Source organism: Vibrio renipiscarius, assembly GCF_000827885.1.
Classification (GTDB): domain Bacteria; phylum Pseudomonadota; class Gammaproteobacteria; order Enterobacterales; family Vibrionaceae; genus Vibrio; species Vibrio renipiscarius.
This window is the reverse complement of the sequence record NZ_JTKH01000024.1, coordinates 456,394-482,127: the sequence shown is the minus strand read 5'-3', so window position 1 is coordinate 482,127 and position 25,734 is coordinate 456,394. Positions and strand designations below refer to the sequence as shown.

Genomic DNA, 25,734 nt, shown 5'->3' with positions numbered 1-25,734 from the left:
ATTAAGCCTCTGTTAAATTGCGACTCATCGCATTGCGCTTAGCAACGTTTTTAAGAATAAAGAAACCAACAATCGCAATAAGGAAGGTGTTGCCTGCTGCAATAATGGTTAACTGCGTGAACACTTTTGTAAAAGGTTCTGCGTATAAAATGGTGTCTAGGAAGGCCGAACTGCCATAACCCACCACATTACCAATAAATGCGAGCAAGACAAAAAGCACAAAGTCTTTGGTGCTCAAAATACCTTTTTTCAGGTTATCTTTGGTCAGAACTGAGAAGAAACCGATGGTTAAGCCAACGATACCAGAGCCCAAAATCCAAGTTAGCCAAACGCCCCAGCCAGCAAACATATCTGTTACCCAGTGGCCAATGAAGCCAACTAAAAAGCCCACTAATGGCCCAAATAGAACAGAGAATAGAGCAAGCACGGCCATTGCCGGTTTAAGCGTCGTGTTAGCAAAAACGGGAATACCAAACATTGGTAGGCCGCCGATACCATAAAGAGCTGCGCCGATAGCAATAACCACGACAGTTTTGGCTGAAAGATTCATAAATAAGGTGTGTCCTAGAAAGTCAAAGAACTCGCTCCGAGTCTGTTTGAAATGCTTCTATTATAGTGCTCATGAGCGTAAGGGCGCGGATTATACAGAATAATATTGATGATGGAAAGCTAACTGTCTAGACGGCCAAAAGAGATCGACGAGAACGTAAACCGTCTTGTACACACAGGTATTGGCAGTGGGATGGAAAACTGCGGATTGAATAGCGGAGAGAATGACGAAGGCGAACTAAATAGGGTGAGGATTAGTGAGAAAACAACGTATAAGAGGCGTTACGTTTTCGCCGCTTATACGTTGAATGTTACGTTACGTGGTTAATGATCGAGGTAGAGGAAGTTTTGCCAACTCTTCATGCGGATCAAAACTTTACGCATAATCGATACATGGGTGAAGTGGTCTGAATACACGGCGACTTCAACCGCCGTACCCATTGGTAGTGCATATTCACTTAGGTCATCGTTCATTTTTAGTGTGACTAAAACGCGGCCATTGGTTCGCAATGCATCTGTTCCCAATAATGCCCCTCTGGCTTGGAATTGGCTTTCACCAATGGCCGGGATAACATCGACCACTTCGCCTTGAAATACTTTGCCTGGTAGAGCGCGGAAGATGAATTCCGCCTCGAAACCAGAGCGAAGACGTTGTAAGGAGTTTTGCCTAAAGGCGGCGGTATACACTAACTCTTCCGTATGAACGAACGTCATCACCGGTGCCAATGGTAGTGGCACTGCCATCACGCCTGGACGCAGTGCGACTTGTGTTGCAAAACCATCGGTCGGGGCATACACGGTTGTTTGTTCTAGATTGAACTCGGCTTTACGCAATTCAGCGAGCAAACGCGCGACGGTGGTGTTTTCGCCCCCAATTTCAGAGTTTAGGGCGATTTCCGCTTGGTCTATGTTGGTTTCGGCGACTTTCACGGTCGCTTCGGCGGCTTTGTAGGCTTGGCGGCGCGTGTCTAATTGTTGGGCGGTAAACGCACCCTTGTCATAGCCGCGCTGATAACGACTAAACTCACGCTGCGCTTTATCTCGTTCTGCGATGGCTTTTGTTAATGATGCTTCTGCTGCTTGAACGCCGCTTTCTAAGCCTAACGCCCCTTGATTCGCTTCTTTAACCTGCGCTTTGATCTTGTCGACTTCAGCGAGGTAAGGCACGGGATCAATTTTAAACAGTACATCGCCTTTATTTAGCAGTTGGTTTGGCGTGACTGGAACTTCAATCACACGGCCTCTTACGCCCGACACGATCGGAGTGCTTGAGAACACTTGATTACCGATTTGGGTATAAGGGTGGTTATAGTTCATCAATAAGATCAGCGTTCCGATGAGCACGACACCGCCTAAAACCGCTGTCGGAACTGTCCATTTGTTTAATGGGATGCGGAAGACTTTGAAGATGGTAATGCACAACGCGGCATAAGTCAGAATCAGTAATAAATCCATGGTTACTGCTCCTCTTTATTCGGTTGAGTCGGATGAGACGAAGTTTGCGTATTCTCATTTTGCAGGCTGCTACTCACCGTCGGTGCATTACTTTTGAGTTTTTCAATCTCATGCTGTAACGATTCTACCTGATCAATCAAATGCTCGAGGCGATGATGTAAGTCATGCTGTTCTTCTTCGAGCTTATGAAATCCCCAGCCGCGTTCTTTGCGCCAAAGCGTGGCCCAAATCCAGAGGAAAGGCCATAAAACATGTAAGGTGAAGAGGCTCACCCAGCCCGCATAGTGGATAGCATCTTGGTGGGGGTGTTCGCGACTTTTTGCAATTTCATAGGGAATGTCGTGGATGACAATGACACCATAAAAAAGTACTAAAGCGACAAAGATCAATAAGCCAAGGGCAAAGTAGTCTAGAAACATATCACAATCCATGTAGAGTCTATTTTTGCCAGTATAACAATTAAATCATGTAATTATCGAGTTGTTTACATTGCTTTGCATGGTTTGTCACTTATTCACAACATGTTTGGTTGCGGCCGTTTGCTTTTGCACGATAAAGCGCTTTGTCGGCACGATAAAAAGTACGTTGGGTGTTTTCGCCCTCACGATGCAACGTAATCCCCACACTCACCGTTAGGCCTCGCTCCCCCAGAATTTTACGCCAGTCATATTGGAATATGCGCTTGCGGTAATTCTCGGCATACGTTTCTGCTTGTTCGAGTTCGCAGTGCTCTAATATGACTAAGAATTCTTCACCACCAAAGCGTACACACGATGCGGTAGAGAAGGAGAAGTACGCCGAAAGTTCAGAGGACACACTGACGATCGCTTTATCACCCACAAGGTGGCTGAGTTCGTCATTGATCGATTTAAAGTGATCGATATCAATCACAAGCAATGCAAATGGTATGTCATGTAATAAGAGATCTTTCAGTTGGACATCCAGCCAACGACGGTTGTGCAAACCGGTGAGTGGGTCAGTAAATACATCGTGCTGTAATTGTTCCACTGCGTGTTTTTGATGCTCGGTGGTTTCTTTGAGCTCACGGTTTTCAATTTCAGAGAGGATTAATTTGAGCTGCAATTCAAAACGCGATAGACGACGAAGTTGGTTAGGGCCTAATTCGCAAATTGGAATTTTTTTGATCAGTTCACTTTCGATGCCATAAGCAATACGTTGGTAATCTAAGGCGCTCTTGAAATTCATTTGCTTTTCACAAACAGAAGCCAGGGCGTTGCAAAGGCGCAGATTTAGAACCGGGGAGTTTTCTTTTTTAATGCGAGAATAAGCGCTCTCGAGCACCCAGTTTGCAAGATGAATTTTCCCCGCATCGTTGAGGCAGCATCCTAGTTCCATACGGATCATGTTAGATAACCAGTTGGAGTTGATGTTGCCAGCGGCATATTGCACTCGGCCTAAGCACTTCATCGCTTCATCAAAAAGGCCTTGTTGTCTCAACAATCGAGATTGATACAATAGGATTTGGCCCGCGAGCACTTTGTCACTCACGAGGATACTTAACTCTTCACACTCCCTGATGAGTTCACTGGCTGCGTTAACCTTATTGAGAGTGATGTAGCAGGCGAGCATATAAAGTTTATAGCGCAAGCGAAGTGAGCGACTGGTAATGGCATGGTCAATGCCATCGATTTTTTGATAGTAACGAAGCGCGCGACTGTGGTCACCATACGCATCACACAAATTGCCCATCCCCAGCACCGCGCGGACATACGCATCAATATTACTGCTCTCAACGGCGATGGTTGATGAGGTTATATATTCACTCAGCGCTGTGCCAAATTCGCCATGGTCTACCAGTCGGTCGGCTAGAACGCCTCGAATGTCCAAGATAAGCTCGGCATCAGCAGGCAGGGTGAGTAAGTCTAATGCTTCCCGAAGTTCTTTAATGCTTGCTCTATTTTGCTTGAGTGACGTGCAAAATTCGGCGCGAATCATATAAGATTGCGCTTTTTCTTGAGGCGTACTCGCCACATGCTCGCGGACATGTTTCCAAAAAACGAGTGCTTCTTCTCCGCTAAAAGAGGAGGCGTCAAAACCCGCGTCAGATATTTTTTCTAACAGCCCTTCCATCATGATGTTTCCGTCATCTCGGTGAGTTCTAATTGCTCCAACGTAAATGGAAAAGCAAGTATGTTATACAGATCAACGCGTGGTTGGTCATTGAGGATGCCACGTCTTTGCCATGGGTACATATCAAGCATCTGCTTTAAGATACCGTGAATATGTTCGGCATTCGAGGCTGTTTCGGCCAGCAATAGTCCGAGCTTGTTTGGGCTAAGTCTTGTGAGCAAATCATTGTTATTGCAAAAGGAATGTGCCAATTCGGCACAGATTTCAATCCCTTGCTGATTTGAGTGGTGAATCACAATCACACTATGATTCGCACTGCTTAACGCCATTTTATAAAGCATCATTTGCTCCCACCAATGGGTTTCTGACACCATCTTATTCATCTGTTTATTGGCGTCATTTGCAAATTGGTGGTGGATGCGATGGATCAGTTTTTTAGCACGCAATTCAAGCAGGCGCTTGGATGTTCGTGCTTTATCATTGCCTTCTCGAGAGGTTTGCACGCGGAGCATTTCACCGGCGTGGCGACGATATTGTTTAAAGGTTTGTAAGGCGACTTTGTAATCGCCCACTTCTTCGGCAACGCGCGATTGCTGGAAATAGATCTGTGAGAGAAGCTCGCCATTATCGAAACTCTTCGCCGCTTTTTCGGCGGTTCGCAATAACGCTGCCGATTGTGCGGGTTGCTGTCGGAGTAACTCTAAGCGTGCGCGACTAATGTAGGAGTGGGCTTTCATCCACATTAGGTTATGTTCTTCGACTAATTGTTGAGCGTGCTGGGTGGCTTTCTCTGCATCATCAAGGCGTTTTAATCCGAGTAATGCAAGTCCACGAAAGTCCCATATTTCAGCTTGCCACGTTTTGTCGTCATGGTGTTGCAGTACTTCTTCTGCCCCATCAAGCACAGAAAGCATATCGATATAGTGGCCTGCGAGGTATTGGTCCCAAGCTAATAGGATGCGAGCTTTCCCTTCAAGCCAAGGAATGCACATGCTATTGGAGACTTTAACGGCCAATTCATGTGTGGATTGCGCAAGCTCATATTCGCCGAGTGCTCGCCAAACATTACCCAGCCCAATTAAAGATTCAATTTGGGTTTCAACTTGATCGACAAGTGCTGATTTTTCGAGAGATTGGATCCAATATTGCTGGGCCGAATAGTATTTAGCTTGCCCCCAAAATTGCAGTGCATGGATATGTAATATTTCGGGTAGGTCGTCGTCGTTTTCGACCAAGGTCAGTTTGGTGTATGCCTCACGGATGGTTTTTAGACCTTTACGGTAATCCATCAACGCCCAGTAGCAGCGAGACATAATGATCAGGCTTCTGATAACGCCTTGAGGATAGAAAATTTGGCTTGCTTTCGTCGCACATCGTTCTGCACTTGATAGCACCTGTTCAGGCTCACTTTCAATACGCAATTTGAGTTTTTCCAGCTCAATTTCCAGTAAGTGCTGACTCTTGTCCAATTAACTTATTCCTTCGCCGCTTAAAAACTTAATACTTAAGCATTATAAAAAAAGCCGCCTAGGCAGTGCTAGGAAAAGCACTATCTTACTGGCGGTTTAATGGCGGACTTCACAATAATACGATTATGAAAGGAGTTCCTGCAGCGTCATAGGGTGGTTCGTAAGGCCTAAGTTTTGCGCTGCTGTTATGCCTAGCTTGTCCTGATAACATAAATTATGCCACGCTCGGAATATATCCAACACAGGAAGGATGCCACCAGGACGCAGTTTGCGACGAGGCTCATTAATAAAGCCATCAAACAGCAGTTGAAAACGTTGTTGGTAGAAGATCGTTTTGTTAATCGAGGCGCGACGCAGCCAATATTTGGGCTTATTTTGATGGCCAGCTAAGTAACAAATGCCCTTTGCGGCTTGATTTGTTTGTGTCATTGCCCAGCGATCTCGCCACCATCCCATATGAACAATGTCGATTTTGTCGATTGGCTGATCGTTGTCCCAATCCCCAAATTCATCGACATACAAAAGATCAATGGTCTTATTTTGGATTCGAGGTAAGCAGACACTCAGTGCAGACGAGCGCAGCATCGGATCTTGGGGTAAGTACAGGGTGAGATGGCATTCATTTTTACATAAATCGAGTACATGTAAGAAATGCGCATACGATGTGTACGGCGGGCGAATGACGGCGCCTTTACTCGGGTAGTTGAAATACGTCAAATTACCCATGGGGTCTTCGACATTACCGCGAGCAAGAATGGTTTGATATTGCTGGTCAATTTTATCGCGCAGCGTCGTAACATGCGCTGCGGTAGAGCGGTTGGCTTCTGCGCGGTGCTCGCGAGTCACAAACCTTGCCGGGCTTTGAAAAGCAGAATGGTCACAATCGCCGGTGGGTTCTTCTTGCCCCGAATAGTTGACATGCTGGCATAAAATATAGCCTGACTTTGCGTCTCCTGTCGCGGTCCAATAGGTGCCATTGTTGCTTTTTGGCTGTAATGCGACGTAGTGAGAGGCGAGCTCATAGTGCTCAGCATGATTCATCCATCGAGCATCCATCATGGCCAATTTACGTCGACAGCGACTGGCGATGTGCTCAATATGATCATAAAAGGTTTTTGGGTTGATGGTGAGCTTGCGACAAATTTCACGCACAGAGTAGCCCATGAAGAGTAAACCAAGGAGGTTCTCTTGAAAATGGCGTTTATGGTTGGCGCCAGACCATTTATCGACAAAGGTCGATTGGCAAGATTTGCAGCGATAACGTTGGCGATCGCCACTGTAGCCGAAGGCATGATACAGGTGTTTGTGGGTGTGAACCGACAGTGCCTTGTTTTGGCATTGTGAGTTGCGACAAGCCGGCAACTCCTCATTATGGAACTGTCTTAAACGTTGCAGTTCATCCAATACATCTTGATTGTTAAGTAAGGGGGGGAAAGCGCCACACTCTCGGCAAACCATCGCAGGTCGTTTAGGGTTAGCATGTTGCACAACGTAACGATGTGCATCACTCAATCCAAAGTTGTCACACGCCAATGTTTTACAGAAGTTGAGTTGTAACCCATGCGCGTCCTTTGGCAGGTTGCCAGATGCCACAATCGCCCCCTCGGGAATTTAAGGCAGCCAGTCAGGCACTGGCTGCGAAGTAAACTTAAATCGCAATAGCGGTTTCTAGCGCTACTTTCATCATATCGTTGAACGATTTTTGTCGATCTTCCGAGCTCAGTTTTTCACCGCGGATGATATGGTCAGATACGGTTAGGATCGTCAGTGCTTTTGCACCAAGGTCAGCAGCAACGCCATAGATGCCCGCCGCTTCCATATCCACGCCAAGAATGCCCAGTTTTTCCATTTTTTGGAAAAGATCCGCTTCAGGGGTGTAGAACAGATCCGCAGAGAACACATTCCCCACTTTTACCGGTACATTTTGCGCGCGAGCTTGGTTAACCGCTTCTTCTAGTAGGCCGTAGTCGGCGATGGCTGCAAAATCATGGTTGTTGAAGCGAATACGGTTTACTTTTGAGTCCGTTGACGCGCCCATGCCGATCACAACATCCATCAGTTTTACATCATCACGTACCGCGCCACAGCTGCCCACACGAATGACATTTTTTACACCGTATTCTGCAATGAGCTCATGCACATAGATACAGCAAGACGGGATGCCCATACCATGGCCCATCACCGAGACTGGCTTGCCTTTATAGGTACCCGTGTAACCAAACATATTGCGTACATCACACACTTGCTTGACGTCATCAAGAAACGTTTCTGCGATGTATTTCGCGCGAAGTGGATCACCAGGCATCAGAACAGTTTCTGCAAAATCACCAGGTTGAGCATTAATGTGTGGGGTTGCCATCGTCGTTACTCCAATATATTAGGAAGGCTCTACAAGTTATAACGATAACTGTTGAACCTCATTAAATCTGTTGAGGCAATACTAGCCCCATGAAGGCAGGGCTCTTGAGAAGTATGTCACAAAAAAGTTCGTCAATCGGATTTATGTCGCCATTGATAACGATTTATGTTGAAACTGCTAAGGCAATCGTTTTTCAAGCGTTAATGCGCAAGTCCGTCTCGTCTTGCTACGCATTACGGCAATAATTATACGTGTAAATTTTTTGTATAAGGTTATATGTTGTGCTAATACTTATACATAAATTTAATTTGTACACATATTTAATTACATACATTAAATCAGTTGCTGAGGATGGGTTATGGATACGGAAATTAAGATTGGTGTGAGTGCGTGCGTGCTTGGCGAAACGGTCCGTTTTGATGGTGGGCACAAATCAAGTCGTTTTGTGACAAAAGAGCTAGGCCAGCATTTTCAGTTCGTGCCTGTTTGTCCTGAAGTGGAATCGGGCATGCCCGTGCCAAGACCGACCATCCGATTGGTGTCGAACGAAGAGCGTATTGCCTTGGTCGAGACCAGAGATGCAACAAAAGACCATACCGATACAATGGTCAATTTCTCTCGACAACGAGTCGGGCGATTGCAGCAAGAGCAACTGCGCGGCTATGTGGTTTGTGCAAAATCACCAACCTGCGGTATGGAGCGCGTCAAAGTCTACGGATCTAACATGGCCGAGAAATCCGGTGTGGGCCTCTATACCCAAGAGTTAATGGAGCAGATGCCTTGGTTGCCGATCGAAGAAGATGGCCGTTTGAATGACCCAATACTGAAAGAGAACTTCGTGACCCGCGTCTTTTGCTTGCATGATTTTTATCAGACCATGGATGGAGAACCTACCGCAGGTAAAATTGTCAGCTTTCACTCTCGCTACAAACTGACGCTAATGGCGCATCATCCTGCCTCCTATAAAGAGCTGGGTAAATTGGTCGCTAAAATTTCAGATTACTCCATGGATGAATTTTATCCTCTTTACCGCGTTGGTTTGATGGCTGCAATGACGCATCGTGCCAGTCGCAAAAACAACACGAATGTGCTGATGCATATTCAAGGGTATTTCAAGAAAGTTCTGGATAAGAACGAGAAAGCGGAACTGTGCCGTGTCATTGATGACTACCGAGTCGGTTTATTGCCGCTGTTGGCGCCACTGACATTGCTCAAGCACCATATGCAGCGTTTTCCTGACGAGTATTTACAAAGCCAGAAGTTTTTAAACCCTTATCCACAGGAGTTACGTCTACGTTATGCTCTATGAAGAAAAACTGTATGCAATTCGAGAAGTCGCAGAGTTAACCGGCATTAAGCCGGTTACTCTACGAGCCTGGCAGCGTCGGTATAACATCATTCAACCGCAGCGAACAGAAAAAGGCCACCGACTCTACACAAGTGACAATATTGAACAAATTCGCACCATCCAAGGTTGGTTGGCACAAGGCGTCGCAATAGGCAAAGTGAAGTTGCTGCTGGATTCAGAGCATGTTGCCGAGCCGACAGAAAGCGATGTTGATTCGCAATTGGAAGAAGTGCAGGTCACATTGAGCGCCTTGGCACAACTGAACCGCCAAAAGGTGGAATCGACGTTGTCGATGGTACTAAAGGAATACCCGCTCGACATTATTATGACACGTTTTTTACCGCCAATTTTTGAGGCGATTGATCAAGTGAAACGCAGTCAACAGACTCTGCAACTGGGCTTGTTTCAATCCATATTGTTGGCGCGTTTAACGTTGATTATTGAGTCGGAAAATAAAGCGGCCCGTAACGGAAGGTGTTTACTGCTGAGTTATGACCCGCTCGGATCAATCGAAATGAGATTGTGGGCGCTACAGCTGGCTGACCGAGGATACAGCATGAGCTTTATTGAAGGTATCGATGACGTGAGTGCGTTGCAATCAAACGTGGGTTTAGATCGTTATGCGATGGTGGCGGTCTTTGCCTCTCAAGCGCCGTCAACAGCGCAGCTAGTGCCACTGGAGGCATTGTCAGCATCATTAGGTAGCCAGTTTACGGCAAGTTCATTGCTGAATACTTTGTTAACCGTTTAAGCGTGGTCGCAATTAGAAAAGGAGAAAGAGATGCAGTTGATGTGGTTTCGGCGAGATCTGAGAGTAGAAGATAACACGGCGCTCCAGAGCGCGCTCAATACCCAGCAGCCCGTGTATGCTATCTATATCGCGACGCCAACCACCTGGCAACAGCATGATCTTAGCGCCATACAAGCAGACCTTATCTACCGACGTCTGTTTGAACTGCAAAACGACCTCGCGCGTCTCAACGTTCCACTGCTGTATTTAGAGGTAGAAACGTACCAACAAAGCGTGGATGCGTTACTCGAACTGAGTCAAACCCTCCAGGCTGAGCGCATCGTGTTTAATCGTGAATATGAAGTGAATGAATTGGCGCGAGACGCACGCCTATCGGATCGTGCTCCTATCGATGTACGGGGCGTTGATGATAAGTGCCTATTTCCACCGGGCAGTGTGCTGAATCAGCAAGGCCAGTATTTCAAGGTGTTCACGCCGTTTAAAAGAAAATACTTAGCGCGATTAGAAACGGAACCTCTGGTTATCTCCAAAACTCAACCGGCAGCGGCAATGCCTTCGCACGATATCGATGACGGTTCATTACCTGTTTTTAGCGTTCATTCTCCATTTACCTATCCGCGCGATTCAAGCCAATCCTATCCAGTCGCGACGCGAGCTATCCGGCAAAGGCTACGTGATTTCTGCGACGAGACAATCGATCGCTATCAGCTTGAACGTGACAGGCCAGCACTGGATTCGACAAGTCAGCTTTCGCCTTATCTTGCGATCGGGGCATTATCCGTTAGGCAATGTTTAGCAAGAGCACAATTTGGCTGCTCACCGCCGCTCAATGATGGTCGAGAAACTTGGGTTAGTGAGTTGGTATGGCGAGATTTTTATCAGCATTTGCTTCATTTTGAGCCGAAATTGGCAAAGGGCCACAACTTCGTCGTATGGACTGAGAAAGTGCGCTGGCCTGGAAGTTCTGCCCATCTTGAGTTATGGCAACAAGGTAAGACAGGGTATCCCATCGTAGATGCTGCGATGCGTCAACTTAATCAAACGGGATGGATGCACAATCGCTTAAGAATGGTCGTTGCCAGCTTTCTTACGAAAGATTTACACGTTCATTGGCGTGAAGGCGAACGCTACTTCATGCAGCGGCTGGTGGATGGGGATTACGCGGCCAACAATGGAGGTTGGCAATGGAGCGCCTCAACCGGTTGTGATGGCCAGCCTTACTTTCGAATTTTTAATCCGATTGCGCAAGGAGAACGCTTTGACCCGAAAGGAGAGTTTGTGCGCAAGTGGGTGCCTGAATTACAATCGGTTCCAGATAAATACATTCATCAACCTTGGAAGTGGACTGAGAGCGATAATTTGTTCTATCCAAAACCAATGGTTGATCATAAAAGCGAAAGAGAGATAACCTTATGTCTCTTTCAAGATGCTAAGGATTTCTCATGATGCTGCGTAAGCTGCTCATTCTGTGCTGCTGTTTGAGTAGCCCCGTTTTTGCCACGAGTTATGAACTGCCGCCAGAAGGCAGTAGCATTGTCGGTCGAACTCAATTTCACCAAATCCAACAAGGTGAAAGCATGGCCGATATTGCAAAGCAATATGATGTGGGCTTTTTGGCATTGATGGCGGCGAACCAAGGCGTCGATCCTTTTTTGCCTTCCGTTGATTACGTATTGACGATCCCAACACAGGTCATTCTTCCCGACGTGGAACGTGAAGGTGTGGTGATCAATCTCGCGGAACTTCGCCTCTATTATTTTGTGCCTGAGCAAAATCTCGTGCATATCTTTCCTGTTGGCATCGGCCGGATTGGGCGAGATACACCAGAAATGGTGACAAAAATCAGTCAAAAAAGACCAAACCCAACGTGGACACCACCAACCTCGATACGTAAAGAGTACGCGGCAAAAGGCATTGAACTGCCTGCGGTTGTTCCTGCCGGGCCAGAAAATCCATTGGGTGAGTATGCGTTGAGATTGGCACATGGTGCGGGTGACTATCTTATCCATGGTACGAATAAAGATTTCGGTATCGGTATGCGAGTCAGTGCGGGTTGTATCCGAATGTCTCCTCAAGATATCGAGTGGCTCTTCTCGCAAGTGAAGCTCGGTGAGAAAGTGACCGTGATTAATGCGCCGGTGAAAGTCAGCTTAGAGCCAGACAGAAGCGTTTATATTGAAGCGCATGAACCTCTAACGCGAAGCGACGGCAGTAAAAAAATCTTAGGCATCCCGGAAGAGTTAGTGTGGTGGTTGCAAGCGATGGAACAGTCAGAAGCGAAAGCGCGTGCGGTAATACTGGCGCAAAATGGCCTACCGGTAGAGATTGTTTCCCCACAAGATTTCTAACTTAGCTGACCTTAACTTAGTTGATTGAGCTTAAGTATTGATGAGCACTGCTATTCAGCGGTGCTTTTTTTTATCTGCGTATTCACCACGATGATCGTTAGTCGAATAGACGGAGGAATGAACAGGCAGTGGTGACGAGTTGGTGATAGAAAGCCGTGAAAGATCGATAAAAAAGCGCCCATGCGATAAGCGATCGTATGGGCGAAAAGGGCAACAATTTGAAATTGTTAATTGGAGATGTTGATAACATCCATATTCAAACTGTTATAAAGTACTCGTGGTCTTAAGAATAACTTTGTATCAGTGTAATCAACGGCAAGAAACTTAACATTATCGTTACTAATTGTTAATTGTTAAAATCAAAAAGATAAATTTCATTATCGGAACTTACGTGTGAACGGCGGGCTATCGCCTGACGTAAATCGATGACGGGAATATCGCGCACTCTTCCTTGAGTGCGAGAGAACATCCTTAAATCGACTACCTAGGCATGAGTATGAGAGGGCTTTTTAAGTTGCTCGTCCGCCATGGTTTTGGCCATTTTGGGTGCCAACCATAAGGTCGGTAACAGCACAAAAGAGACCGGAACCGCCGTGATGACGATAAAAGACTGTAAGGCAGAGATCCCACCTGAGCCCATCGAAATCAAAGCGATGGCAACCACTCCCATTAAGATCCCCCAAAAGGCGCGCATTTTGCCACTCGGTTGAGTCGATCCTGTGACGACCACACTGATGGTGTAGGTCATTGAGTCGCCTGTTGTCACAATGAAAGTCGTGGTGAGGATTAAAAATAAGACGGCGATGAGCGTTGGCATTGGCAGTTGTGACGTGATTGCCAGTAAGACGCCAGGCAAGTTAAACCCTTCAAAGGCCGCGGAAATCACACCCGGTTCGGCTAATTCATAAGCCAGGCCCGATCCCCCCACAATACTGAACCAAAAGCAGGTAATTAGCGGCGCAATGATCGAGATGGAAAGAACCAACTGACGAATGGTGCGTCCGCGTGAAATGCGAGCAATAAAGATCGCCATCATCGGTCCATAACCGATGAACCATCCCCAAAAGAAGACGGTCCACCAACTTAACCAATCGGCATCGCCACGGTAGAGCGCCATTGGTACAAAGTTGTTGACCATTTGGGCAACGCCTTGCATGTAACCGTCAATAATAAAGCTGGTCGGCCCAAAGAGCAGAATGAAAATGATCAACGCAGCCGAAAGAATAATGTTGTAACGACTGATCAGTTGGATGCCACGGCTTAGCCCGCTTAATGCGGATAAGGTATACATGGCAATCGCGAATAGCACCACAAGGCTTTGCGTGATCAATGTATCTTGCATCCCAAACAGTGAATGGAGTGCGTAACTAATTTGCAGGCCAAGGAACCCAATTGGTCCGATGGTGCCCGCCGCAACGGCAATGATACAAAAGGTATCCGTTAGCGTGCCTATCCAGCCATTGAGTGCTTTATCTCCGAAAATCGGGTAGAGCAAAGTGCGAGGCTGAAGTGGCAGGCCTTTATCGTAATGGAGGTGCATTAAAACGATGGCAGCCAGACTGCCCAGAATCGCCCAGGCGAGAAGTCCCCAATGCAGGAACGATTGTGATAAGGCGTTGAGTGCAAGAGTGCGACCTTCCGCTTCACCGTAAAAAGGGGGGGCTGAAACAAAGTGAGCAAGAGGCTCTGCGGCTGCCCAAAAAACACCACCACCAGCAAGTAAGGTGCAAAGAACAATCGCTAACCACTTAAAAGTGTCGAGTTCAGGGGTGTTGAGATTACCGAGTTTTACATCACCGGTGCGGGTGAAAGCGAGATAGAGGCCAATAATAAAGTTAGCCAGCAATAGAATTTGCCAGAATGGACCAAACCATAGTGTTACTTTAGAGAATCCAACTTGAATCAAGCTGGTTAGAGTAGGGGTATCGAAAACAGCAAGTAGTACGAAGAGAACGAGAAAACCACCGCTTAACCAGAGCACAGGGCTGGCAAAGTTGTTGGCCGATTGTGATGGGGCACATTGTTCGGGAGGATGAGCGGCTAGATAATTTTCATCGGCAGATTGACGGTCAACCGATTGTGTCAAATTTGACATTGAGTATTCGCTTTTGTCGTCGTCAGCCGTTTAATCAGTCTGTGTTGTGCGACATGTTTTTGAGCTGAACGGTGAATTTTCCTCGTCTGTTGCAGTGTCATTTTGTGACTCAGCAAAGGTTGAGGCTGTGAAAGGGGGCGTATGTTAGCACATTCAGCGGTAGGATGAAAATGCAGCGAACTAGAGGGTTCGGTTGCCCTCTTCGACAAAGGCAGTTCATCATGCTTATTTTTGTTTTAATTTAAGCGTTTAGCGCTCATCAAATGGATGGCTAAATGCATAGTTCTATCGGCGCTTGAGTGCCTATTCTTGAGTGCTTATGTGTGAGTGTCGAGCATGGCTTGTTGAATACAAAGGGAAGAGGAAGTGCATCGGTATCATGATATCGCATCGACAATAAATCGCCGATGCGATATCGAACAGAAAGGGCGTTAGCGTTGGGTCCACCAGTGATAAAGCGCGTCAATGCTGTCACTGCACATTAAAGGCATCGCTTCTTCTACTTGCTCTTCAGGCCAATTCCACCACTGCATCTCCAATAGCTGCGCGATTTCTTCAGGCGTAAATCGGTAACGGATGATTTTGGCTGGGTTACCACCGACAATGGCGTAGGGTGGAACGGGCTTGGTGACAACCGCTCGGCTTGCAATGACGGCGCCATGACCAATTTGAACCCCAGGCATGATCATCGCTTCCGACCCAATCCAAACGTCATTACCAATAATGGTGTCGCCTGCGCGTTGGAAAGCGTTTTGAGCTTGAGAGTGCTCAGAGGTGCGTTGGTAATAGAAAGGGAAGGTTGAAACCCAGTCATGTCGGTGGCCTTGATTGCCAGCCATCATGAATACCGCGCCAGAACCGATAGAGCAGTAGCTGCCAATGATCAGTTTATCGACATCATCACGATCGGGCATTAGGTAGCGCGCGCAGTCATCAAAGCTGTGCTGATGATAATAGCCTGAATAGTAACTGTACTTCCCCACAATTATATTAGGGTTAGTCACTTGCTCTTGCAGTGGTTGACCAACGAAAGGGCTGTCAAAGTAGTTTTTCATATTGATTCTTTTTATGTCGAAAAATGAAGTGAAGAGAGATTACTTACCGAGTGCAATTATAATCCGGCGTTAACAAAGTGCGAATGATTTAGGTGGGATGTCGAGCAGACGTTCTTTTTTCTCATTTATCGATGAATTCTTCCATACTTACAGCTTATTTATCGCTGAAACGGAGAGCATTTTGTTGATAAGAATGGCGATTTGGATCGGGCTCATTCTGCCCGCAGGGCTTTGGCTCATTCTGTTTCTGAATGATGATATTTGGTGGCTAGAGAACGTAACCGGTTATCCGGCGCTATTTGCTGGTTTATATCTGGGTATGCTGGGACTGTGTTTCATCACCAAACATTGGGCGAAATCAGCGGTTTGCGCAGGTCTGTCGTGTGTGTTTTTTTTGCTGACACCAGTTAAGGCGCGCACCGTGCTGGCAAATTGCTCTAATAGCGTGTCAATTCTTCAATATAACGTCTTTTATGACAACCCAGACAGCAATTCGCTGATCAGCTATTTAGCGAATCACCCCGCCGATCTCGTGGCACTGCAAGAGGTTTCCCCCAAACTGGGCGATAAGTTGAAAAGCTTAAGCGATCTCTATCCCTATATGTATGGTGGCCAAGAAGGGGTCGGTTACCCTTCAGGACAGATGATTCTCAGTCGGCATGCCCTCACGGACAGCTCGGTTTTTATGACTCCCGATGAGCAAAGTATTATCCGAACGACCTGGCAAGTGGGGCCGCAACAAGCGATAACGATTTTTGCTGCCCATCCCCCGTCACCACGCACTAAAGCGTTATGGCATCGACGCAATGCACTCATGAAAACCATTGAATCACTTAATCATCAATATCCGAGCGATGAAGTGTTGGTCATTGGTGATTTTAATTTGTCGTCAAGAAGTCTGCGTTTTACTAAATTGTTTCTAGGTTTTCAAACCGCTCCTGTGGCCAGTTGGCCCAATTGGACCAATCTGTTTCAGACGCCAGAGGCTTCGATGATTGCGATTGATCACCTATGGCTTAAGTCAGCCAGTGGCCTCCGCCGCATTTGCCAGCGAGACAGCCTGTCACACCCACAAGGTTCGGATCATAAAATGATCCGAACCACGATAGGGTATTGAATGAGAGAAAGAAGCCGTTAATCGAGAGATTTTTTAAAGCGTTTAGAGGCGACAATAAGGCCAAGTACGGTGAAGCCTGCTAGCCACAAGCTATCACGCCACAAATCGGACAAGTCGGCACCGCGTAAGACAATGCCGCGAATGAGGCGCATAAAGTGCGTGGCAGGGAGCACCTCAGAGATCCATTGCGCGGCAATGGGCATGCCTTCGTAAGGGAACATAAAGCCAGAGAGTAGAATCGATGGCAGTAGAATAAATACCGTCATCTGCATCGCTTGCAGTTGTGTTGTCGCAATGGTGGAAATGACTAAGCCAAGGGTAAGGCTGGCGGAGATAAACAAGAGTGTGCCGAAGAGAATTTGGCTTAATGCGCCGTTGATTGGCACGCCAAAGATAAAGTGGCCCAACCCAAGAATAATCACCACCTGAATTAAACCAACAAAAATATACGGCACGATTTTGGCGACCATTAGCTCCATCGAATGAATCGGAGTGGTGATGAGTAATTCTAAGTTACCGCGCTCACGCTCACGTACAATCGCGGCGCTTGTAAATAAAATCATGGTCATCGTTAAAATGACACCGAGCAGACCGGGAACAATGTTGACGGCGGAGCGCTGAGTCGGGTTATAGAACAACGCCACTTCAAACGTCTTCTGCGCTGGTGGCCGGATGTCAAAATCAAAATCGGTAAGAGGCATGCTTTGCAGTGACATAATCGCATGGCTAATCATGGTATCTGAGCCATCGACAATCCATTGCCCAATCTCGCGGCCTTGCATCATTCTCTGGGTCAAATCTGGCGGTAAAATCAAAGCGGCTCTGACTTGACCATCTTGAATGGCTTGTTCAGCTTCCTGAGGGGTTGCTAAGCGTTGAGTGATTTCGACCACTTGCGTGACTCGCACGGATTCTGTAATCACTCGCCCAGCAGCGCTTTGACTCTGATCTACGACCGCGATAGGGATATTGCGCACATCAGTATTAATCGCAAAACCAAACAGTAGTAACTGAATCAGTGGGATCATAACCACCATGCCAAAGGTGATACGATCGCGAGACAGTTGGCGGATCTCTTTGATCATGATGGCTTTCATTCGAGCGATGGCGATCATCATTATTGGCGTCCTTCTCCCGTTACCGTGACAAACACATCCTCCAAGCTTGGTCGAGCCAAATTCATCTCAGCACGTTCGAGTTCAGGAAAATGACTGATCAACCACTGGGTTGGATTGGCCACGTGATCACGAATCAGCACACGCAGCCGAATACCAATTTGGGCCGCTGATCGCACTTCTGAGTGGCTCAACAACTTGCTTTTCAATTGACGCAAGTTAGGCGCTTTGACTTCAACGATATTGACCCCCATTTCAGCCATTAAGCGCTCTGGCTCACCATCGGCACGAATAAGCCCAGACTCCATGATCGCAAGACGATGACAGCGCTCTGCTTCATCCATATAGTGGGTGGTGATTAAAATGGTCGTGCCTTTATCGCTCAAATCAAAGAGTTGTTCCCAAAACTCACGGCGGTTTTCAGGGTCGACGGCGGATGTCGGCTCATCAAGAAACAGTAACTCAGGTGCATGCATCGTGGCTGCTGCGAGGGAAAGACGCTGTTTCTGCCCACCACTCATGCCGCTAACACGTTGATTGCGGAGTTGTTCAAGCCCATACGTGCCGAGTTGTTCCTCAATGCGCTGAGCCAGTAAGGTGTTTGACATACCGAAGATTTGGCCGATAAATTGCAAATTTTCTCTTACGGTAAGATCATCATAGAGCGAGAACTTTTGCGTCATATAACCAATTTTTAAACGCAGTTGTTCCGATTGGCGTGGGATCTCTAATCCCAGCACGTCAACGTTACCTGACGTGGGGCTGAGTAGGCCAGTCAGCACTCGGATTGTCGTGGATTTACCACAACCATTGGGGCCGAGAAAACCGTAGATACTGCCCTTGGGAACATTGAGGTTAATTCCTTCAATCGCGGTGAAGTCACCAAATTTTTTCACAACGTTATGCGCTTGAATGGCAAACTCAGTCATGGTTAATCCTCACTTAAACTCACTTGAGCGGACAACCCTGAAGGAAGCTGAACCGCGCCGCTATCAAGATCAACTTCGGCTAAATACATTAAGCGTGAGCGCTCGTCTTCGGTTAACGCATAATAAGGGGTAAATGATGGTTCTGTGGCGACCCAGCGAACCTCACCGTTAAAGGGTTCTGTTACGCCATCGACAAACACTGAAACGAGTTTTCCAGGGATAAAATCAACGCGATAATTGGAGGGAACATAAACCCGAGCATAAGGCACTTGGTTTGCTTGAATGACCGCGACAATGCCGTTAACGGGCACTCGTTCACCTAAGTTATACGGTAAATTATCGAGCACACCATCACGGGTCGCGACGATCGTGAGTTCATCCAGTTTTTGTTGTTCGAGCGCGACGTCGGCTTGGGCAGCAGCAAGCGCAGCGCGTGCTTGCTCAATATCTTCTAGGCGCGAACCCGCGGTGAGTTTTGCAAATTCTTCATTGGCAGAATCGAGTTCGGCGCGAGCAGAGTCGCGAGCGGCTAATGCCGTGTCTTTTTCCGATTGACTGATGAGTTTCTTCGCGACCAACTCCGCTTTGCGCTGATAATTCTTTTGTGCTTCCGTCAATTGGGCCTGCGAGCGAACGACGTGTGCTTGTGCTGCGGCAATGTCTTCAGGGCGCTCACCATTCGTGAGCTTTAATAAATAGGCCGCGGATTTGGCTTGTTCTGCGATCGCATGCGCGAGCATCGCTTGCTGACTTTTGTTGTCGAGTTTGACTAAGACATCTCCGATCTTCACCAGGCTTCCTTCTTTGATCGGAAGTTCTCGAATAATTTCATTGGCGGTTGCGGAGAAGGTTACGCGCTCTCTTTCTAGCGTGCCGAGGGCTTTATCTTTATCACTAGGGGAGCAAGCTGTAATCAGGGCCAATATTAATGAGGTGAGGAGGATTTTGCGCATGCTCTATTCCTTGCAAGTGGCAATGGTTTATAGAGTATCGTTTTTGCTGAATTTTTGGCGTGATCAATGGCAAAACTTAGCCATTGATAGGGATATAAAAACCGAGCTTAAGCTGATGTTAAACTCGGTGATTGCAATAAAGTGGCAGGATGAAAAAGACGGTGATTAGAACGAGGCTTGGGCTTTTAACGTTTCTAAAACGTTGAACATCGATGGCTCAATCTTATGCCCGAGTGCGATAATATCATCGCTCGGTTGCACTAAATCTGGGATTTGAAAGGTATGCATGCGTGCCGATACCGCTGAAATCACCCCGTTATTTGAATCTTCAAAAGCAATACATTGTGCCGGTTCAACATTCATACGTTCAGCTGCCAGTAAGTAAATCTCAGGGTCAGGCTTACCGTTAGAGACTTCACAACCACAAGTTAAGTGATCGAAGTAGTGGTCAATCCCGGCATGTTTTAACTTGATTGCCGCCAACTCTTTATGCGTTGAAGTGGCCACTGCCGTGGGGATGTTGTTGGCTTTTAGCCATTCCAGTAATTCAATGACCCCTTCTTTCACCGGAATTGCCTGATGGCGAACAATCGCATCGTAGTTTGTGCGCCACTCGGCGTGCAGTTTTGGCAAGTCATCACCGTAAGTGCCTCGAAATATTGCTTCAATACCCGCAGCATTGCGTCCAATAATCGTCAAGTAAACATCTTGAAAGAAAGGCAAATTAACGTTTTCGCACGCTTGTTTGAATACGCGCATGCACACACGCTCTGTATCAAGGAGAAGGCCATCCATATCAAAGATGGCAGCTTTAAAATTCATGGTGTTCTTACGGCTACATAGAAGAATGATGAGCGCCATTTTGGCACAGAACATGATGAAAACTTACTGAAAATTATAAAAACGGTTTATGTCACCGTTTGAAGTTGGGTACACTAGCGCCATTCGCATGATGCTCCGCATCATAATAAACCCTAGTTAAAACAAGGTTTAAAGGCTTAATTATTGGAGTAAATATGGAAAGGAAAACAGTCGCTTTTGTTGGTTTGGGCGTAATGGGATACCCAATGGCCGGCTTTTTAAGTAAAGCAGGTTACAGCACGAAGGTGTACAACCGTACTTATTCAAAAGCACAAAAATGGCAAGATGAATACCAAGGCATCGCGTGTGAGACACCAAAACAAGCCGCACAAGAGTGCGATATTGTTTTTGTTTGTGTGGGTAACGACAACGACGTTCGCAGTGTCGTTTATGGCGAAGAGGGCATCTTAGCGGGTATGAAGCCTGGTGCTATTTTGGTTGATCACACCACGACATCGGCAAACCTAGCGGTTGAGTTGGCAGAAGCAGCACAAAAAGCAGGTAACGAATTTATTGATGCGCCTGTCTCTGGCGGTCAAGCGGGCGCTGAAAACGGTGTGCTAACGATCATGTGTGGCGGCGACTCGGCGATCTTTGACCAAGTGGCGCCGGTGATGGATGTCTACGCGAAGCAAGCGACATTGTTGGGCGAGAATGGCCAAGGCCAACGTTGCAAGATGGTCAATCAAATTTGTATCGCTGGAGTATTGCAAGGGCTAAGCGAAGCGATTCAACTGGCTCAGCAATCAGGGCTGGATATCGAGCAAGTCGTGAATACGCTAAAACATGGCGCGGCGGGTTCTTGGCAGATGGAGAACCGTGCGACGACGATGGCGCAAGATAAGTTTGATTTTGGCTTTGCAATTGATTGGATGCGCAAAGATTTAGGTTTTTGTTTAGAGGAAGCGCAGCGAGTCGGTTTGGATTTGCCTTTGACTCAACAAGTAGACCAACGCTATGCCGAGTTGCAAGCACAAGGACTTGGCCGTATGGATACTTCTGTGTTGATAAAAGCACTCAATAAGTAAGACGAATCAAAACATCACGAAACAGCCGTCGAGGAAACTAGGCGGTTTTTTGTTTATTAGAAAAATAAATGGAGCGTTCAGAGAGTTGGGGGTGGGATTTTGGTCAAGCAGAAATAAAAAACCCGATACCACGAGGCATCGGATTTTTTCAAGAGAAGCCACAAGTGACCTCTCCATTATTTGAATCATAGACGATTCAAATTGGCCGTACTTTTCTATCGGGTCTTACTTAGTGTAAGACTGAGCGATGTTGTCGATACGTTCGTTAGCGCGTGCTGCTTCTTCTTGAGCTGCCATTGCTGCATCGCCAGAAGCTTGAACGCCACCAGCTAGTGCATTTACGTCTTGGCTTAGTTGACTTACTTGGTTGCTTAGTTCGTCAAGTTTTGCTGTTGTTGCTTCATCTGGACCTGATGCACAGCCAGCTAGTAGAAGTACTGAAGATGCTGCAGCTGCGATAATGATTTTGTTCATGGATGAACTCCTTGCATTTGTTAGTATCATAAATGCACTATACCTTGCTTTGTATAGCGCCAAACTAAGTGTAGCCTGAATTATATAGTTTACACACTAGGGAAAAGTCAAAATATTCCAAGAATTTAGCGCTATTTCACTAGAATGATGAAATAAACTGCGCAGATTTCCTTTTCTCGCTTAAAAAATGTTCATTTTTGTTAAATGAAAATTTTCTGTGATCTCTATCCCTATTGTCCGCTTCGATGTATCATTACATGTTAATTTTTGATTGATGGCAGCAACACGATCGCTGCCAAATAACACCTGCCCTGGAGAAGACTTTGCAGTTTAAAGATTTAGGCTTAGATAATCGCTTATTAAAGACCTTGAACCACTACGCCTTTAAGAAGCCGACCGACATTCAAAAACAAGCGATCCCTGTTGCGATCGCGGGTAAAGATTTGTTGGCGTCATCAAAAACAGGTTCGGGTAAGACCTTAGCGTTTGTTATGCCAATGCTGCATAAATCGCTAAAGAGCAAAGCCTTTTCGGCAAAAGACCCTCGTGGTTTGATCTTGGCTCCAACTCGTGAGTTGGCAAAGCAGGTATACGGTGAATTGCGCTCTATGCTTGCAGGCTTGAGCTACGATGCGACGTTAGTCGTTGGTGGTGAAAACTTTAACGACCAGCAAAAAGCGCTACGTCGTTACCCTAAATTCATCGTGGCGACGCCAGGACGTTTGGCGGATCACCTTGAGCACAAGTCTCTTTTCCTTGATGGCTTGGAAACGCTGATTCTAGATGAAGCGGACCGTATGCTTGATTTGGGCTTTGCGCCTGAGCTACGTCGTATTCATAAAGCGGCGAAACACCGTCGTCGTCAAACGTTGATGTTCTCAGCAACGCTTGATCACGCAGAGATGAACGAAATCGCGGCAGAGATGCAAGATTCACCAAAACGCATTGCGATTGGTGTGTCTAACCAAGAACACCAAGACATCACGCAAAAATTCTACCTTTGTGATCACCTTGACCACAAAGAAGCGATTCTTGATCGCGTATTAGAAGAAGCGAACTACCGTCAGCTGATCATCTTTACGGCGACTCGTGCGGATACTGAACGTCTAACGATTAAGCTGAATGAGCAAAAGCTGAAAGCGGTTGCGCTAAGTGGTGGCTTAACTCAAACGCAACGTAATACGATTATGAGCCAGTTTGAGCGTGCGGTATTCAAGATTCTTGTGACGACCGATATCGCTTCTCGTGGTCTTGATATTGCTAACGTTACGCACGTGGTGAACTTCGATATGCCTAAGCATACTGAAGAATACGTACACCGCGTAGGCCGTACAGGTCGTGCGGGTAATAAAGGTGATGCAGTATCATTGGTTGGCCCGAAAGACTGGGATAGCTTTAAGCGCGTTGAAGCTTACTTGCATCAAGATCTTACGTTCTCAATCTTTGAAGGACTGAAAGGTAAGTTTAAAGGGATTAAACCACCAAAACCGGCAGTCGAAAAAGGCAAGACGGATTACCGTAAGAAAGGTAATACCCAAGTTAAGAAAACCGCTAAGAAGCCGGTTAAGCGCGATAAGAGCTTCTACCAGCATGTGGCTGTGGGTGATACGGTATTCATTCCGAAGAAGAAAGTCGCACCAAAAGTGGACGACGAGTAAATCGATAATATCGTCAAGCCATAATCATTGATTGGTTTAACCATTTCTACGATTTAATGCTGACGATTTTATGTATTGTTTTAAGGCCTGGCCGCTTTGCGACCAGGCCTTTTTGTATTTCCGCGCGGTATTCATCGGCTTTGAAACAAAACAAGTTGAGGCTGATCGCATGTTATTTGGATGAGCGTCAATCCCGAACGATTTTAAATATACAATTTTCAGATTAAAAAACACACAGATTAGAGTTGATAGCGTTCGACGTCTTGAGGCGTGATTTGCCTATCAATGTTGAAAATAAACGTTAAAAATCAGAAGTATATTGAATCAAGGACTGAGGTTATGGAGAGCAAGGATTACGCTGAAAGTGATTGGCAACTATTTTGTGGTAAACCCATTGATCAAAGGAAAATAACCCCGAAATTTGACGAATTGGGCGAACATACCCAAGCATTTACCGAGTACTACGCCAAAAACATCGAACCTATCTGTGAGCAATGTGAATCAGAGCGTATAAAAGCGTTGCTCGAAACCAAGACGCGCTATCGTTATTTCCTCATTCCTGCCGTTGCGTTGTCAATGCTGCTTCATTACCTCATCGTGATCAATGTCCCTAATGAAATAGTATTGGAAATATTGCTCACCATCTTTGCTTATTTAGTCCCGATTGTGGGATGCATTTTTTATTGTTCAGGCCCAAGACATAATTTTCAGAATAAGATTGGCGATACGCTGTATAAAATCGCTTTGCGCTATTTTGGCGATAAATATGAATACAGTGAGATCAACAAGCAGGATATTGAGCATTACGCAGATTACCGCCTGCTTCCGTCATTTGATAAAGCCGGAATGGGGGCGTATCTCTCTGGCGAACATCGGTCCTTAGATTTTTCTGTGCAGCAACTGGCGTTGTATGTGAGGGATGGCACTGATAAGAACGATAAGCCGCGATACAAAACCATCTTTTCTGGGATAGGAATTGAAATCGATCACCCTAAAACGTTTCATGGACTGACCGTTGTTGCGACCGACAAAGGAATGTTCGGCAATTTTACCTCGCGTAAAAAAGGGCTTGAACGCGTGAGACTTGAAGACCCGACCTTTGAGTCGGCATTTGAGGTGTATGGCACCGATCAAGTCGAAGCTCGTTATCTTTTGTCGGTCGCGACCATGGAATTATTCTTAGACCTAACAAAAAAATACGGGTCGCACATTCAAGCGTCTTTTTATCAAGGTAAGTTGCTATTACTCATTCCAACGACGCATCCCTTTTTCAAATTTCGCGCAAACATAATGAAACCGATCGTTTTTGATCAACCTGTTTATGACATGTTTAGAGACATCACACTCATTCATCAAATGATCGACACGCTTAAATTGAAAAATAGGTCGAGTGGCGAGGAATTGGAACGTCAAGAGCAAACCAAGGAGATGGTGTAATGGAATGGTTCGTTGTTATCGTTATTGCCGTTTTAGCAACGGTTTATATTACTTACGTTAAGTTAATCAAATTGCGTAATCAAGCCCTTGAAGCCTTATCGGGGATTAATGTTCAAATGCAAAAGCGTTTTGACTTAGTGCCCAACGTATTGAAAGTCGCGCGTCGTTTTATGGAGCATGAAAAAGGGTTGTTTCTTGAAGTGACTGAGCTGCGAACAAAGGTAATGGAAGGGTACGATAAATCCAAACCAGTGGAAGTCAATGACCACGTTCAAGCCGTGCAATCACTGAGTGATAAGTTTGGTAAGTTGATGATCAATGTGGAAAACTACCCAGAACTCCGATCGGATAAAGCGATAGTAGAGGCGATACATACCTACAATGATGTTGAGTCCCATATTAGTGCAAGCCGTCGTTTTTATAACACCTCGGTGGTTGATTTAAACAATGTGGTACAAATCTTCCCAATGTCAGTCGTTGCCAGTCTTATTGGTGTACAAGCGATGGCACTATTTGAAGCGCAAGAACAAGCACGAGCAGCCGTGAATGCGGACGACTTTCTTAAATAGGGTTTGTGATAGGTCATAACAAGCAATAAAAAGGCACCCGAGGGTGCCTTTGACTTATGACTTATTACTGTAT

The 25,734-nt window shown here is 46.3% G+C and carries 24 protein-coding genes; 10 read left to right on the top strand and 14 right to left on the bottom strand.

The window, feature by feature from the left end; all coding sequences use genetic code 11:
• Position 1 precedes the first annotated feature (1 nt).
• The 7 genes from OJ16_RS15770 to deoD all read right to left on the bottom strand — a co-directional run bounded on the left by OJ16_RS15770 (position 2) and on the right by deoD (position 7,923).
• Positions 2-550, bottom strand: a complete 549-nt coding sequence (locus OJ16_RS15770; RefSeq protein ID WP_040992202.1) for an ECF-type riboflavin transporter substrate-binding protein — start codon at positions 548-550, stop codon at positions 2-4.
• A 323-nt stretch (positions 551-873) separates the two neighbouring features.
• Entirely contained in the window at positions 874-2,004 is a 1,131-nt protein-coding gene (locus OJ16_RS15765) for an HlyD family secretion protein (RefSeq protein WP_040992201.1), read from the bottom strand.
• Positions 2,005-2,006: 2 nt separating this feature from the next.
• Positions 2,007-2,423 carry a DUF3302 domain-containing protein gene (locus tag OJ16_RS15760; protein WP_040992200.1) on the bottom strand — a complete coding sequence of 139 codons (417 nt, stop codon included), beginning with the start codon at positions 2,421-2,423 and terminating at the stop codon, positions 2,007-2,009.
• A gap of 91 nt (positions 2,424-2,514) precedes the next feature.
• A complete protein-coding gene (locus OJ16_RS15755) occupies positions 2,515-4,095 on the bottom strand; it encodes a GGDEF domain-containing protein (RefSeq protein WP_040992729.1) in 1,581 nt (526 codons plus the stop codon).
• A complete protein-coding gene (locus OJ16_RS15750; protein WP_040992199.1) occupies positions 4,095-5,564 on the bottom strand; it encodes a tetratricopeptide repeat protein in 1,470 nt (489 codons plus the stop codon). Before OJ16_RS15750 ends, OJ16_RS15755 begins: the two co-directional genes overlap by 1 nt.
• Positions 5,565-5,687: 123 nt before the next feature.
• Positions 5,688-7,157 carry a lactate dehydrogenase gene (locus OJ16_RS15745; protein WP_040992198.1) on the bottom strand — a complete coding sequence of 490 codons (1,470 nt, stop codon included), beginning with the start codon at positions 7,155-7,157 and terminating at the stop codon, positions 5,688-5,690.
• Positions 7,158-7,212: 55 nt separating this feature from the next.
• A complete protein-coding gene (gene deoD, locus OJ16_RS15740; protein ID WP_040992197.1) occupies positions 7,213-7,923 on the bottom strand; it encodes a purine-nucleoside phosphorylase in 711 nt (236 codons plus the stop codon).
• 358 nt (positions 7,924-8,281) lie between these two features.
• On the opposite strand from deoD, the gene OJ16_RS15735 reads away from it, so the two are divergent.
• Genes OJ16_RS15735 through OJ16_RS15720 form a run of 4 tightly spaced genes read left to right on the top strand, consistent with a single transcriptional unit; the run spans position 8,282 to position 12,370 of the window.
• Entirely contained in the window at positions 8,282-9,232 is a 951-nt protein-coding gene (locus OJ16_RS15735; protein ID WP_040992196.1) for a YbgA family protein, read from the top strand.
• Positions 9,222-10,022 (top strand): MerR family transcriptional regulator, encoded by an 801-nt coding sequence (locus tag OJ16_RS15730; protein ID WP_040992195.1) that lies wholly within the window; start codon positions 9,222-9,224, stop codon positions 10,020-10,022. Before OJ16_RS15735 ends, OJ16_RS15730 begins: the two co-directional genes overlap by 11 nt.
• Positions 10,023-10,052: 30 nt before the next feature.
• Positions 10,053-11,468, top strand: coding sequence for a deoxyribodipyrimidine photo-lyase (gene phrB, locus OJ16_RS15725; RefSeq protein WP_040992194.1), 1,416 nt, complete (start codon positions 10,053-10,055; stop codon positions 11,466-11,468).
• Positions 11,468-12,370 carry a L,D-transpeptidase family protein gene (locus OJ16_RS15720; RefSeq protein WP_040992728.1) on the top strand — a complete coding sequence of 301 codons (903 nt, stop codon included), beginning with the start codon at positions 11,468-11,470 and terminating at the stop codon, positions 12,368-12,370. Before phrB ends, OJ16_RS15720 begins: the two co-directional genes overlap by 1 nt.
• A 484-nt stretch (positions 12,371-12,854) precedes the next feature.
• Here the strand turns inward: OJ16_RS15720 and OJ16_RS15715 are convergent, their stop codons facing one another.
• On the bottom strand, positions 12,855-14,465 hold the full coding sequence (locus OJ16_RS15715) for a BCCT family transporter (protein ID WP_040992193.1): 1,611 nt from the start codon (positions 14,463-14,465) through the stop codon (positions 12,855-12,857).
• Between the two features lie 431 nt (positions 14,466-14,896).
• Positions 14,897-15,520 carry a type B chloramphenicol O-acetyltransferase gene (gene catB, locus OJ16_RS15710; protein ID WP_040992192.1) on the bottom strand — a complete coding sequence of 208 codons (624 nt, stop codon included), beginning with the start codon at positions 15,518-15,520 and terminating at the stop codon, positions 14,897-14,899.
• Between the two features lie 193 nt (positions 15,521-15,713).
• Between catB and OJ16_RS15705 the strand changes: the two genes are divergently transcribed.
• A complete protein-coding gene (locus OJ16_RS15705; protein WP_173425027.1) occupies positions 15,714-16,637 on the top strand; it encodes an endonuclease/exonuclease/phosphatase family protein in 924 nt (307 codons plus the stop codon).
• A 17-nt stretch (positions 16,638-16,654) separates the two neighbouring features.
• Here OJ16_RS15705 and OJ16_RS15700 read toward each other — a convergent pair whose 3' ends face one another.
• The 3 genes from OJ16_RS15700 to OJ16_RS15690 are packed head-to-tail and all read right to left on the bottom strand — an operon-like array spanning position 16,655 to position 19,634.
• Positions 16,655-17,752, bottom strand: coding sequence for an ABC transporter permease (locus tag OJ16_RS15700; protein ID WP_173425028.1), 1,098 nt, complete (start codon positions 17,750-17,752; stop codon positions 16,655-16,657).
• A gap of 2 nt (positions 17,753-17,754) precedes the next feature.
• A complete protein-coding gene (locus OJ16_RS15695) occupies positions 17,755-18,681 on the bottom strand; it encodes an ABC transporter ATP-binding protein (protein ID WP_040992190.1) in 927 nt (308 codons plus the stop codon).
• Positions 18,682-18,683: 2 nt separating this feature from the next.
• Entirely contained in the window at positions 18,684-19,634 is a 951-nt protein-coding gene (locus OJ16_RS15690; protein WP_040992189.1) for an HlyD family secretion protein, read from the bottom strand.
• On the opposite strand from OJ16_RS15690, the gene OJ16_RS20075 reads away from it, so the two are divergent.
• Positions 19,633-19,803, top strand: coding sequence for a hypothetical protein (locus tag OJ16_RS20075; RefSeq protein ID WP_160289871.1), 171 nt, complete (start codon positions 19,633-19,635; stop codon positions 19,801-19,803). The genes OJ16_RS15690 and OJ16_RS20075 overlap by 2 nt on opposite strands.
• Here OJ16_RS20075 and OJ16_RS15685 read toward each other — a convergent pair.
• Positions 19,800-20,456 (bottom strand): HAD family hydrolase, encoded by a 657-nt coding sequence (locus OJ16_RS15685; protein WP_040992188.1) that lies wholly within the window; start codon positions 20,454-20,456, stop codon positions 19,800-19,802. The two genes, OJ16_RS20075 and OJ16_RS15685, sit on opposite strands and share 4 nt — an antisense overlap.
• Before the next feature lie 194 nt (positions 20,457-20,650).
• Between OJ16_RS15685 and OJ16_RS15680 the strand changes: the two genes are divergently transcribed.
• Positions 20,651-21,523 (top strand): NAD(P)-dependent oxidoreductase, encoded by an 873-nt coding sequence (locus OJ16_RS15680; RefSeq protein ID WP_040992187.1) that lies wholly within the window; start codon positions 20,651-20,653, stop codon positions 21,521-21,523.
• 225 nt (positions 21,524-21,748) lie between these two features.
• Here OJ16_RS15680 and OJ16_RS15675 read toward each other — a convergent pair whose 3' ends face one another.
• Positions 21,749-21,997 (bottom strand): Lpp/OprI family alanine-zipper lipoprotein, encoded by a 249-nt coding sequence (locus OJ16_RS15675; protein WP_040992186.1) that lies wholly within the window; start codon positions 21,995-21,997, stop codon positions 21,749-21,751.
• Between the two features lie 323 nt (positions 21,998-22,320).
• Between OJ16_RS15675 and OJ16_RS15670 the strand changes: the two genes are divergently transcribed.
• From OJ16_RS15670 to OJ16_RS15660, 3 genes are all read left to right on the top strand, one after another.
• Positions 22,321-23,655, top strand: a complete 1,335-nt coding sequence (locus OJ16_RS15670; RefSeq protein WP_040992185.1) for a DEAD/DEAH box helicase — start codon at positions 22,321-22,323, stop codon at positions 23,653-23,655.
• Between the two features lie 339 nt (positions 23,656-23,994).
• Positions 23,995-25,092, top strand: coding sequence for a DUF3137 domain-containing protein (locus OJ16_RS15665; RefSeq protein WP_040992184.1), 1,098 nt, complete (start codon positions 23,995-23,997; stop codon positions 25,090-25,092).
• Positions 25,092-25,661, top strand: coding sequence for a LemA family protein (locus OJ16_RS15660; RefSeq protein ID WP_040992183.1), 570 nt, complete (start codon positions 25,092-25,094; stop codon positions 25,659-25,661). Before OJ16_RS15665 ends, OJ16_RS15660 begins: the two co-directional genes overlap by 1 nt.
• Positions 25,662-25,734: the final 73 nt, after the last annotated feature.